The sequence below is a fragment of the Acinetobacter sp. SH024 genome (genome assembly GCF_000163635.1).
GTDB lineage: Bacteria > Pseudomonadota > Gammaproteobacteria > Pseudomonadales > Moraxellaceae > Acinetobacter > Acinetobacter pittii.
Genome location: NZ_GG753601.1, coordinates 398,872 through 411,555 on the forward strand (window position 1 = coordinate 398,872; position 12,684 = coordinate 411,555).

Below are 12,684 nucleotides of genomic sequence, written 5' to 3' on the forward strand. Positions count from 1 at the left end.
TTTTATGAAAACTGAGCTCCTCTCTCCCGCAGGTTCACTTAAAAACATGCGCTATGCATTTGCCTATGGTGCAGATGCTGTATATGCCGGCCAACCACGTTACAGTTTACGTGTTCGTAATAATGCTTTTGATCATGACAACCTAAAAATCGGAATTGATGAAGCCCACGCTTTGGGCAAAAAGTTTTATGTTGTGGTGAACATTCAACCGCATAACAGCAAATTAAAAAACTTTATTCGTGATCTTGAACCAATTGTAGCTATGCAACCAGATGCACTCATTATGTCTGATCCGGGCTTAATCATGATGGTGAGAGAGCATTTTCCTGATGTGCAAATTCATCTATCTGTTCAAGCCAACGCTATTAATTGGGCCACTGTTAAGTTTTGGAAAGATTACGGTTTAAGCCGAGTCATTTTATCTCGTGAGTTATCATTAGAAGAAATAGAAGAAATCCAGCAACACGTACCAGATATTGAACTTGAGGTTTTTGTACATGGCGCACTATGCATGGCTTACTCAGGTCGCTGCTTACTTTCTGGATATATGAATAAACGTGATGCCAACCAAGGTGCTTGTACCAATGCTTGCCGTTGGGACTATAAGTTGCATGAAGCCCAAGAAGATGCAAACGGTGATGTAATTCCAGTTACTCAGCTCAACGCGTCAGAAAAGTCTTGCTGCTCATCAGCACAATTAGAAACAACCTCGGCTCAAACGCTGCTGGTACAACGCAATGATGAAGAAATGTTTGCTGCCGAAGAAGATGAACACGGCACCTATTTTATGAACTCTAAAGATTTACGTGCGGTACAACATGTAGATCGTTTAACCAAAATGGGGATTGCCTCACTGAAAATTGAAGGCCGTACTAAATCCTATTTTTACTGTGCCCGTACCGCCCAAATTTATCGAAAAGCTATTGATGATGCTTTAGCAGGCAAACCATTTGACCCAAGCTTAATGAACCAACTCGAAGGTTTGGCAAACCGTGGTTATACCGAAGGCTTTTTAAGACGTCATGTGCATAGCGAATATCAAAACTATGCTGATGGTTCATCGCATTTCGACTACCAACAATTTTGTGGAGAGGTTTTAGAACGTCACGGCGATTATCTTCGCATTGAAGTTAAAAACCGTTTTGTGGTTGGCGACTCACTTGAGCTGATGACGCCTCAAGGTAATATCACCTTTACCTTAACCGAAATGCGCGATTTAAAAGGTAACCCAATTACCGATGCTAAAGGTTCGGGGCATTTTGTTGAGATTCCACTTTCACAAGATGTTGATGTTAGTTATGCCCTACTCATACGCAATTTGCCGCATGCTAAGGAAAACATTACTGCCTCAACATTAGCTTATTCAGCGAGTTAAACATGGCACTTTTGATTACGAATGACTGTATCAATTGTGATATGTGCTTACCAGAATGCCCCAATACAGCTATTTTTGAAGGCAACAAAGTTTATGAAATTGATCCACTTCGTTGTACAGAATGTGTAGGCTTTTATGATGCCCCCACATGTAAGGCGGTTTGTCCAATCGATTGCATAAAACCAGACCCTGCACATATTGAAAATAAAGAGCAACTGCTAGAGAAATTTAAGGATTTAAATATACTCGGCGAATCTATCTCTTAAAAGTCTATCGAGGATCAGGCTAAGATTGCTGATCCTCTTAAATGACTATACAGATCAATGATTAAATAAATAAATGAATAAATAGCTTAAGCCACTTTGCTAATGATAAAATCAAATGATCAGTTCAGTTTGTTTTACTGGTATTTTTGTACCCCAAAAATTGCACAATCGTTAAAACTGGTCTAACCATTTCAACATTTCATATAGATTGATTAAAACTCTTTCTGGCGTAGCTCCCCATGTCTTATCTTTATTTAGCAATTGCGATTGCTTGTGAAGTCGTTGCAACTTCAGCCTTAAAAGCATCTCAAGGTTTTACTGTTCCCATTCCGTCCATCGTTACTGTTGTGGGCTATGCAATTGCTTTTTATTTATTATCCCTGACGCTAAAAACAATTCCGATCGGGATTGCATATGCCATTTGGTCGGGTGCGGGTATTATTTTAATTTCTGCAATTGGCTGGATATTTTACAAACAGCATTTAGACTTGGCGGCCTGTATTGGTCTTACTTTAATGATTGCAGGTATTATCATTATTAATGTGTTTTCTAAAAATACCCATTTATAAAAATATAATTAAAAAGCAACCGAGTAAGATGCAAATTCTTGTTTAAAAAATTTCACCTTACTCGGTATGAATAGCTTATTTCAAACTGCCCGTCAAAAATTGCTTTAAACGCTCACTTTTCGGGTTATTGAGTACTTCATTAGGATGGCCCTGCTCCTCAATTTTTCCTTGATGCAAAAAAATCACTTGATTAGATACATGACGTGCAAAGCCCATTTCATGTGTCACCACAATCATGGTACGTCCTTCTTCAGCCAAGCCCTGCATTACTTTTAGTACTTCACCCACCAGCTCTGGATCAAGCGCGCTGGTTGGCTCATCGAACAACATAACTTCTGGTTCCATAGCCAAAGCACGAGCAATCGCTACACGTTGCTGCTGACCACCAGATAAAAATGCAGGATATTTACTCTCAACACTTTCAGGTAGCCCAACTTTGCGCAGATATTTGCGTGCACGCTCTTCTGCTTCAGCACGTTTTACCCCAAGTACGTGAATCGGCCCTTCAATGACATTTTCTAGCACTGTCATGTGAGACCACAAATTAAAATGCTGAAACACCATCATGAGCTGCGTACGCATTTTTTGTAGTTGCTTTGGTTCAACTACTTTTAAATTGCCTTTTTTATCAAAGACTGTGCGTAGTTTTTCACCATTGAGCTTAATGGTGCCATTGCTCGGTTGTTCCAAAAAGTTAATGCAACGCAGTAAGGTACTTTTACCTGAACCCGATGAACCAATAATACTAATCACATCACCGGCATTTGCATCAAGTGATATCCCTTTAAGCACTTCATGATCGCCGAATTTCTTATGTAAATCGCGAATCACTAGTTTTGCAACTTGTTCCATTTATGTCTCCTAATGATTCGATGGCTTTAAAAATGCCAACCAACGTTTTTCAAGCTTACGAAATAGCCCAATCAAAATAAATGCCAGCATTGCATACAACACCGCGGCAATTCCAAAAGCATTGAAGGTGTCATAGGTTGCCGCATTCACATCACGCGCAATTTTTAAAATGTCAGGAACAGTTGCTGTAAATGCAATGGTTGTCGCGTGCAACATTAAAATGACTTCATTGCCGTAAAACGGTAAAGCACGGCGTAACATCGATGGAATGATAATGCGAGTGTACCGTTTCCATTTTGACATACCGAAAGCTTGTGCAGCTTCAATCTCGCCATGGGGAATAGAACGAATCGCCCCAGCGAAGATTTCAGTTGTATATGCACCAGTATTGAGCGCGAATGCCAAAATGGTGCAATTTATGCCCTCTCGAAAAAAAGCATCAAGAGTCTGGTGTTCATGGATATAATCAAAGCTGTAAATACCTGAGTAAATAATCAGCAATTGAATGTAAAGTGGAGTGCCACGAAAAACATAGGTATATAACCAAACTGGGCCACGCAACCAAAGATTTTCTGATACTCGTGCAAGTGATAAAGGCACAGCAAGCACAAATCCAATACCAATAGAAAGCACCAATAACCAAGTCGTCATCGCTACGCCAGTCATTTGCAAACCATCGGTCCAAAGGTATGCCTGCCAATATTGTTGAAGGATTTCAATCATAATTGTCCCTTCCTTACACCAGCAGAATAACGACGTTCAAGCCACATTAAAATCAGGTTCGACACGGTGGTAATCGCTAAATAAATGGCAGCAGCCACGATGCTGAAAAAGAACAAATGCATGGTACTTCTACCCGCATCTTGTGTAATTTTTACAATGTCAGTCAGACCAATAATAGAAACTAGTGCGGTCGCCTTAATCAAAACTTGCCAGTTATTACCAATACCAGGCAAAGCGAAACGCATCATTTGAGGGAATAATACACGGTGAAAAACCTGCCAAGGCGACATACCATAGGCCATTGCTGCTTCAATTTGGCCTTTTGGAACCGATTGAAATGCACCACGAAAGGTCTCGGTAAAATATGCACCATAAATGAACGCTAAAGTAATCACACCCGCCACAAATGGGTTGATATCAATTTGGTCCATTTGCAGTGCTTCAGTAATTTGGTTGAGACCCAACTGCAAGCTATAAAATAACAGCAGCATAATGACCAAATCAGGCACACTTCGAATGAGCGTAGTGTAAGCGGTTGCTATATAACGTAAAATTTTAATACTAGAGAGTTTTGAGCTCGCACCAATTAAGCCAATAATCACAGAAAGTAAAAGTGACAACAACGCAAGCTGTATGGTCATCCATGTCCCGCTGAGCAGGAGTGGCCCAAAGCCAGAAAAAAACATGACTCATCTTCTCCTTAAAAACAATATCTAATATTGATGAGATGAGAATAGATCTAAAAATGTCGGCTTAAAGCCGACATTTTTCACATCATTAGTAAATGCTAAAGGAGAAATATTTTTTCTCGAGTTTTTTGTATGTACCATCTGCAATGATTGCAGCGAGTGCTTTATTAATATTGGCTTTTAAATCCGCATCTTCTTTGCGTAAACCAATAGCTGCGCCTACACCTAGTGTTTTTGCATCAACCACATTACCACCAGCAAAACTGAAGTTTTTACCTTTTGGTTGTTTTAAGAAAGCGCCATCAACCATAATTGCATCTTGTAAAGTTGCATCCAAGCGACCTGACATCATGTCTTGATAAATCAAATCTTGGACTGGATAAGGTACAACCGTTACACCTTTTGGCGCCCAATAGGTTTTAGCATAAGTTTCTTGAATTGTGCCCTGTTGTACACCGACACGTTTACCTTTCAAAGAGGCAGCGGTAGACAATAACGGCGAGCCTTTTTTTGCAACCATACGGGTTGGTGTATTGTAGATTTTGCTACTAAATGCAATTTGTTTTGCACGTTCATCAGTAACGGTCATTGATGAAAGAATGCCATCAAATTTTTTCGCTTTAAGTGCTGGAATCATCCCATCAAAAGAGTTTTCAACCCAAACACATTTGGCTTTGAGTTTTGCACAAATTGCATTACCCAAATCAACATCAAAACCAGTTAACTTGCCATCTGGTGTTTTATATTCAAACGGCGCATAAGACGACTCAGTACCAAAACGAATCACCTTCCAATCCTTTGCTTGAACATTCGTCGCAACAGCAGCCAAAACTAGGGTTGTTGAAACGAACATTTTTTTCATAAAGCTTGCCATCTTGAAGCTTCTCCTTAAAATCCTAATAAGGTGATAAAAACTTGAGCAATTTCTAAATTACTCTTCTGCCGAAAGAATTGCAATTTCTATACCAGTAAATTAAGGATTTATGAAGGTGTCTGAATAATGGATTGTATTAACTGTTTAAATGTTGAAAAATCACTCAAATTTTAAGTTAGTTTTTGAGCGTGTAAGCTTCAGCAATATTATGCTGCTCGACCAAAGTCCGAATTGTATATTCATGACCAGTTTCTTTATCACAGGCAAATTCACATTTTTGATCTAAGGACATTGAGCAACCACTCAGCAATGGACAACCTGCAAACAATTCGGCGACCCAATCTACAAACACTTTTACTTTAAGCGATAAATGACGATTTTGAAGATAAACTGCTGAAATCGGCATTGGCGCCGGCGTCCACTGAGGCAATACCTCTTTTAACAAACCCGATTCCAAATGGTTGGTGAGCATATAACGTGGGCCCTGAATTATACCGAAACCCTGCAAAGCTAAGTCGATATAAGCATCACCGTCATTTACAGAAACACGTCCACGTACTGACACACTTTTAATTAAATCATCAACCACAAAGTCCCAATCAAAGTTGCGTCCGGTACGGCTTGAAAAGAAGTGAATCGCTTTATGATTTTTCTGTAAATCTTCAATTGAAGTGGGCTCGCCATATTTTTCTAAATAAATCGGTGAAGCAGCTGTTGCACACTGGAAAGTTCCAATACGACGCGCAATTAAGCTTGAATCTTTTAGTTCACCGACCCGAATTGCACAATCGACGGCCTCTCCCACCAAATCTACAGGTCGGTCATTCAGGCCAATTACTAAATCAATATCTGGATAGCGTGCATGGAAATCGCGCAGCCTTGGAATTAAGATTAAACGCCCAATCGATACAGGCACATCAATACGAAGCTGACCTCTTGGTCCCCGCTCTGCATCATGAAAGGAAGATTCAATATCAGAGACATCCGCTAAAATGCGGGCTGTCCGATCATAATATACGGCACCATCCGGTGTGAGACTGATTTTTCGTGTCGTACGATTCAACAGACGAACTTGTAAATGTCTCTCTAAAGCCTGAATGGTTGTCGTCACAGAAGCACGCGGTAGACCTAAACTGTCAGCAGCTAAACTGAAACTATTTGTTTCGACAACTTTGTTAAATACTTTCATCGCATGAAATAGATCCACACGCACACTCCTATCAATCAATGCATTTTTTAATAAAACACATCAATTGTTATAAAAATACGAATAGTGTTATCGAATTTAATATATTTATTCGTGATTGACAAACTTTTATGCTCCGTCCATCCCATAAACCCTGTTTCTCCCATACGGACCAAAACTAAAAGTCTGAAAACAGGTATCCAAATAACTAGGAGCACCTCATGTCATTTTCCCGCAAACAGTTCGCACTGTCTGCCATCTTTGTTGCCCTCTTAGCAACAGGAGGCAGTTTTATGTTTTTACATGAAAATGCCGATGCAAAAGCTGCACCGACCTCTGCCCAACAAGCTGCAACTGTTGATATTTCTAATGTCATCAGCAAAACCATTACTGACTGGCAAGAATACTCCGGTCGTTTAGAAGCCATTGATCAAGTCGATATTCGACCCCAAGTTTCCGGCAAACTCATTGCCGTTCACTTCAAAGATGGCAGTCTCGTAAAAAAAGGCGACTTACTTTTTACCATTGATCCACGGCCTTTCGAGGCAGAACTGAATCGTGCCCAAGCTCAACTCGCTTCAGCTGAAGCTCAAGTCACTTATACGGGTTCTAATCTTTCTCGTATTCAACGTTTAATTCAAAGTAATGCTGTCTCACGTCAAGAGCTAGATTTAGCTCAAAATGATGCACGCTCAGCCAGTGCCAACCTACAAGCCGCTAGAGCAGCAGTTCAATCTGCCCGCTTAAATCTAGAGTACACCCGCATTACTGCGCCTGTCAGCGGTCGAATTTCCCGTGCCGAGGTGACCGTCGGCAATGTAGTTTCTGCAGGTAACGGCGCACAGGTTTTAACAAGTTTAGTATCTGTATCTCGCCTTTATGCATCTTTCGATGTTGATGAACAAACCTACCTGAAATACATCAGTAACCAGCGTAATTCTGCACAAGTTCCTGTTTATATGGGACTTGCCAACGAAACTGGTTTCTCTCGTGAAGGTACCATCAACTCAATTGATAATAACCTAGATGCAACCTCAGGTACGATTCGTGTTCGCGCGACTTTTGATAATCCAAACGGTGTTTTATTACCAGGCTTATATGCACGAATCCGTTTAGGCGGAGGTCAGCCTCGTTCAGCAATTCTGATTAGCCCAACCGCAGTTGGGGTCGATCAAGATAAACGCTTTGTCGTAGTAGTTGATGCTAAAAATCAGACGGCCTACCGTGAAGTAAAACTCGGTGCACAACAAGATGGCTTGCAAATCGTGAATAGCGGATTACAAGCGGGTGATCGTATTGTGGTGAACGGTTTACAGCGAATTCGTCCGGGTGACCCTGTGACCCCGCACCTCGTTCCGATGCCAAATGCACAAATCACTGCTAACGCTACTACTCCTCAACCTCAGCCAACAGATAAAACATCAACTCCGGCAAAAGGTTAATCACATATGAATATTTCTAAATTTTTTATTGATCGGCCGATCTTTGCTGGTGTGTTATCAGTACTGATTTTACTCGCCGGTCTGCTTTCGGTATTCCAGTTACCGATTTCTGAATATCCAGAAGTTGTTCCGCCATCTGTGGTGGTACGTGCTCAATATCCGGGTGCAAACCCGAAAGTAATTGCTGAAACTGTTGCCTCTCCGCTTGAAGAATCAATCAACGGTGTAGAAGACATGCTGTATATGCAATCTCAAGCAAACAGCGACGGTAATTTAACCATTACAGTGAACTTTAAGCTCGGTATTGATCCAGACAAAGCGCAACAACTGGTTCAAAACCGTGTGTCTCAGGCTATGCCTCGTTTACCTGAAGACGTACAGCGTTTAGGTGTTACTACCTTAAAAAGCTCACCGACTTTAACCATGGTAGTGCATCTGACCTCACCAGATAGTCGCTATGACATGACCTACTTACGTAACTATGCGGTACTCAACGTGAAAGACCGTTTGGCACGTTTACAAGGAGTTGGTGAAGTCGGATTATTTGGTTCTGGTGACTACGCGATGCGCGTATGGCTCGACCCGCAAAAAGTAGCACAGCGTAACCTCACCGCGACTGAAATTGTGAATGCAATTCGTGAACAAAATATTCAGGTTGCAGCGGGTACAATCGGTGCATCACCAAGTAATTCCCCTTTACAGCTTTCAGTCAATGCTCAAGGACGTTTAACGACTGAGCAAGAATTCGCAGATATCATTTTAAAAACTGCACCCGAAGGCGCGGTTACCCGATTGGGTGATGTTGCTCGTATTGAACTCGCAGCTTCACAATATGGCTTACGTTCATTACTCGATAATAAACAAGCAGTCGCGATTCCAATTTTCCAAGCTCCGGGTGCTAATGCTTTGCAAGTTTCTGATCAAGTGCGTAGCACGATGAAAGAACTTTCAAAAGATTTCCCATCTTCGATTAAATACGACATTGTTTATGACCCGACTCAATTCGTACGTGCAAGTATTAAAGCGGTCGTTCATACCTTACTTGAAGCAATTGCACTGGTTGTTGTGGTTGTTATTTTATTCTTGCAAACATGGCGTGCCTCAATCATTCCATTGCTTGCTGTACCGGTTTCAATTATTGGTACATTTGCACTGATGCTCGCTTTTGGTTACTCAATCAATGCGCTATCACTATTCGGGATGGTACTTGCCATCGGCATTGTGGTCGATGATGCCATTGTGGTCGTCGAAAATGTCGAGAGGAATATTGAAGCAGGCTTAAGCCCAAGAGATGCAACTTATCGCGCCATGCGGGAAGTGAGCGGACCGATTATTGCTATTGCCTTAACGCTGGTTGCCGTGTTCGTACCTCTTGCCTTTATGACAGGCTTAACAGGGCAGTTTTATAAACAATTTGCCATGACCATCGCCATTTCAACGGTTATTTCGGCATTTAACTCCCTTACCCTATCTCCTGCTTTGGCTGCCATGTTACTTAAAGGACATGATGCTAAACCTGATGCATTAACACGCCTGATGAATCGTGTATTTGGACGTTTCTTTGCGCTGTTTAACCGCGTGTTTACACGTGCATCAGACAACTATGGTAAAGGCGTAAGTCGTGTTATTTCCCATAAAGCATCAGCAATGGGTGTGTATGCAGCACTTTTAGGCTTAACCGTTGGGATTTCTTATATTGTTCCGGGTGGCTTCGTACCTGCCCAAGACAAACAATATTTGATTAGCTTTGCTCAATTACCAAACGGCGCTTCATTAGATCGTACTGAAGCGGTGATTCGTAAAATGAGTGACACTGCACTTAAACAGCCTGGTGTGGAAAGTGCTGTTGCCTTCCCTGGCCTCTCAATTAACGGTTTTACCAACAGTTCGAGTGCCGGTATTGTCTTTGTAACCTTAAAGCCATTCGATGAACGTAAGGCTAAAGACTTATCTGCCAATGCAATTGCTGGTGCTCTCAACCAGAAATATTCAGCTATTCAAGATGCCTATATTGCGGTTTTCCCACCACCACCCGTTATGGGCTTAGGCACCATGGGCGGCTTTAAACTCCAACTTGAAGACCGAGGTGCCTTAGGCTATTCAGCCTTGAATGATGCTGCCCAAAACTTTATGAAAGCAGCACAATCAGCCCCTGAACTGGGTCCAATGTTCTCAAGTTATCAAATTAACGTACCTCAACTCAATGTAGATTTGGACCGCGTGAAAGCTAAACAGCAAGGTGTTGCCGTGACAGATGTTTTCAACACCATGCAGATTTATTTAGGTTCTCAATACGTTAACGACTTTAACCGCTTTGGACGTGTTTATCAGGTTCGTGCACAAGCCGATGCGCCTTTCCGTGCAAATCCTGAAGATATTTTGCAGCTTAAAACCCGAAACAGTGCCGGACAAATGGTGCCGTTATCTTCATTGGTAAATGTAACTCAAACATATGGTCCTGAAATGGTCGTTCGTTATAACGGCTATACCTCAGCAGATATTAACGGTGGCCCTGCCCCAGGTTATTCATCTAGCCAAGCTGAAGCTGCGGTTGAACGTATTGCTGCACAAACTCTACCTCGTGGTATCAAGTTTGAATGGACAGATTTAACTTACCAAAAAATCTTGGCTGGTAATGCAGGACTCTGGGTATTCCCAATTAGCGTATTACTGGTGTTCTTGGTTTTAGCTGCTCAATATGAAAGTCTGACTTTGCCTTTAGCTGTAATTTTAATTGTACCGATGGGAATCTTGGCGGCTCTGACAGGTGTTTGGCTGACAGGTGGAGATAACAACATCTTTACCCAAATTGGTCTGATGGTACTAGTCGGGCTGGCTTGTAAAAATGCCATCTTAATTGTTGAGTTTGCACGAGAACTTGAAATGCAAGGTGCAACTGCCTTTAAAGCAGCTGTTGAAGCAAGTCGTCTACGTTTACGCCCAATTTTAATGACTTCTATTGCATTCATTATGGGTGTCGTACCACTGGTTACCTCAACAGGTGCAGGTTCTGAAATGCGTCATGCGATGGGTATTGCAGTGTTCTTCGGCATGATCGGTGTAACGCTGTTTGGTTTGTTCCTGACCCCTGCCTTTTATGTCCTGATTCGTACACTAAACAGTAAACATAAATTGCATTCGGCAGCAGTTCATGAAGCACCTTTATCTACCCCACATGATCATTAAGGAGGATATTTGATGGCTACAGCAAAACAAAGCTTATTATTGTCCTCACTCATGGGAAGCCTGCTGCTTGCAGGCTGCTCTTTAGCTCCTGAATATCAACCTGCAAAAGTGATAGTTCCAGTCAAATTTAAAGAGTCTGACCCAAAACTTGAGGATAATAACTGGAAAATTGCCCAACCTGCCGATCAGCAGGTTCGAGGTGAATGGTGGCGTGTTTTTAATGATGCTCAATTGAATGAGCTCGAACAACAAGCCATTTCTGGAAACCAGAGCCTTAAAGCGGCAGCGGCTAATATTCAAGCTTCACGTGCGTTACGTTCAGCAGCACAAGCTGAACGCTTGCCAAGTATTGGTGCTGGCTTTGGACCGACTCGTCAAAAACCTTCTCCCGCTTCATTGGGTCTAGATGACAATGCTCATACGTCTGCACAGACCTTATGGCGTGCTCAAGCCAATGTTTCATATGAGCTCGATTTATTTGGCCGCATTGCCAGTAGTGTCAATGCAGCAACAGCTGATGTACAGCAACAAGAAGCTTTATACCAGTCGGCACTTTTAGCCTTACAAGCAGATGTTGCCCAAGGCTACTTTCTCATTCGTCAGTTAGATGCTGAACAAGCAATTTATAATCGCACTATTAAACTGCTTGGTGAGACAAGAGACTTAGTTCAAACACGTTTTAGAAATGGTTTAGTCAGTGAATTAGATGTTTCTCGCGCACAGACTGAACTGGCTACCGCCCAGACCAATGCACTGAACATTGCTCGTAACCGAGCCAATGCAGAACATGCACTTGCAGTATTGTTAGGCAAAACACCTGCTGAGTTTAGCTTGGCAGTTCAACCTTTAACTGCAAACAGCATTCGTCTTCCAGCAGGTTTGCCTTCGGCTTTACTGGAAAGACGACCTGACATTGCGGCTGCCGAGCGTGCTATGGCAGCAGATAATGCGCGTATTGGAATTGCACGTGCTGCTTTCTTCCCAAAACTGGACCTAACAGGTGCACTCGGTTATGAATCATCAAGTTTAGGTGAGTTGGGTAAATGGTCGAGCCGTACATTCTTACTTGGTCCAGTGGCAGGCACTATTTTGTCTTTGCCATTATTTGACGGCGGACAACATAAGGCTGGAGTTGCTCAAGCACGAGCTGCCTATGAAGAAAGCGTTGCAAACTATCGCCAAACTGTATTGAATGCATTTCGCGAAGTTGAAAATGGTTTATCAGATCAAAGAATACTTGATCAGCAAATTCAAGCTCAAAATCAAGCACTCTCCTCTTCTCGTCATGCAAATCAACTGTCTCATTTACGTTATCGAGAAGGTGCTATCAGTTATCTTGATGTGATTGACTCAGATCGGACTATTTTGCAACAAGAACAACTTTCTGCACAGCTTAACGGCACTAGAATGATGGCTAGTGTAAATTTAATCCGTGCATTAGGTGGTGGCTGGCATAATGCCGAGTCATCGGTAAAATCTAAAAGTTAATTCTTATCTAATTAACTTGATATAAAAAAAGNGC

11 protein-coding genes are annotated in these 12,684 nt (G+C 42.0%); 6 read left to right on the forward strand and 5 right to left on the reverse strand.

The features are described from left to right. The first annotated feature begins 4 nt into the window (after window positions 1-4). The 3 genes from yegQ (at window position 5) to abeS (ending at window position 2,210) form a co-directional block, all read left to right on the forward strand. Window positions 5-1,375: a tRNA 5-hydroxyuridine modification protein YegQ gene (yegQ, locus tag HMPREF0013_RS14520; RefSeq protein WP_005803651.1), complete on the forward strand. Its 1,371-nt coding sequence runs from the start codon at window positions 5-7 to the stop codon at window positions 1,373-1,375. Between the two features lie 2 nt (window positions 1,376-1,377). Then, window positions 1,378-1,641, forward strand: a complete 264-nt coding sequence (locus tag HMPREF0013_RS14525; protein WP_002118193.1) for a YfhL family 4Fe-4S dicluster ferredoxin — start codon at window positions 1,378-1,380, stop codon at window positions 1,639-1,641. 239 nt (window positions 1,642-1,880) lie between these two features. Continuing rightward, window positions 1,881-2,210 carry a multidrug efflux SMR transporter AbeS gene (gene abeS / locus HMPREF0013_RS14530; RefSeq protein WP_002118134.1) on the forward strand — a complete coding sequence of 110 codons (330 nt, stop codon included), beginning with the start codon at window positions 1,881-1,883 and terminating at the stop codon, window positions 2,208-2,210. 75 nt (window positions 2,211-2,285) lie between these two features. Here abeS and HMPREF0013_RS0105415 read toward each other — a convergent pair whose 3' ends face one another. The 5 genes from HMPREF0013_RS0105415 to adeL all read right to left on the reverse strand — a co-directional run bounded on the left by HMPREF0013_RS0105415 (window position 2,286) and on the right by adeL (window position 6,555). Further along, window positions 2,286-3,062 (reverse strand): ABC transporter ATP-binding protein, encoded by a 777-nt coding sequence (locus tag HMPREF0013_RS0105415; protein WP_002118209.1) that lies wholly within the window; start codon window positions 3,060-3,062, stop codon window positions 2,286-2,288. Window positions 3,063-3,071: 9 nt separating this feature from the next. Next, the gene (locus HMPREF0013_RS0105420; RefSeq protein ID WP_002118190.1) at window positions 3,072-3,785 is read right to left on the reverse strand and encodes an ABC transporter permease; all 714 of its coding nucleotides are present in this window, start codon (window positions 3,783-3,785) and stop codon (window positions 3,072-3,074) included. After that, window positions 3,782-4,471, reverse strand: coding sequence for an ABC transporter permease (locus HMPREF0013_RS14535; RefSeq protein ID WP_002118234.1), 690 nt, complete (start codon window positions 4,469-4,471; stop codon window positions 3,782-3,784). The genes HMPREF0013_RS0105420 and HMPREF0013_RS14535 overlap by 4 nt, the downstream gene beginning before the upstream one ends. 91 nt (window positions 4,472-4,562) lie before the next feature. Next, a complete protein-coding gene (locus HMPREF0013_RS14540) occupies window positions 4,563-5,348 on the reverse strand; it encodes an ABC transporter substrate-binding protein (RefSeq protein WP_002118216.1) in 786 nt (261 codons plus the stop codon). A 175-nt stretch (window positions 5,349-5,523) separates the two neighbouring features. Further along, window positions 5,524-6,555 (reverse strand): multidrug efflux transcriptional repressor AdeL, encoded by a 1,032-nt coding sequence (gene adeL / locus HMPREF0013_RS14545; protein WP_002118242.1) that lies wholly within the window; start codon window positions 6,553-6,555, stop codon window positions 5,524-5,526. Window positions 6,556-6,755: 200 nt separating this feature from the next. On the opposite strand from adeL, the gene adeF reads away from it, so the two are divergent. The 3 genes from adeF to HMPREF0013_RS14560 are packed head-to-tail and all read left to right on the forward strand — an operon-like array spanning window position 6,756 to window position 12,650. Beyond that, window positions 6,756-7,976, forward strand: a complete 1,221-nt coding sequence (gene adeF, locus HMPREF0013_RS14550; RefSeq protein ID WP_002118221.1) for a multidrug efflux RND transporter periplasmic adaptor subunit AdeF — start codon at window positions 6,756-6,758, stop codon at window positions 7,974-7,976. Window positions 7,977-7,982: 6 nt separating this feature from the next. Next, on the forward strand, window positions 7,983-11,162 hold the full coding sequence (gene adeG, locus HMPREF0013_RS14555; RefSeq protein WP_002118118.1) for a multidrug efflux RND transporter permease subunit AdeG: 3,180 nt from the start codon (window positions 7,983-7,985) through the stop codon (window positions 11,160-11,162). A 12-nt stretch (window positions 11,163-11,174) separates the two neighbouring features. After that, window positions 11,175-12,650, forward strand: coding sequence for an efflux transporter outer membrane subunit (locus HMPREF0013_RS14560; protein WP_002118226.1), 1,476 nt, complete (start codon window positions 11,175-11,177; stop codon window positions 12,648-12,650). Window positions 12,651-12,684 lie beyond the last annotated feature (34 nt).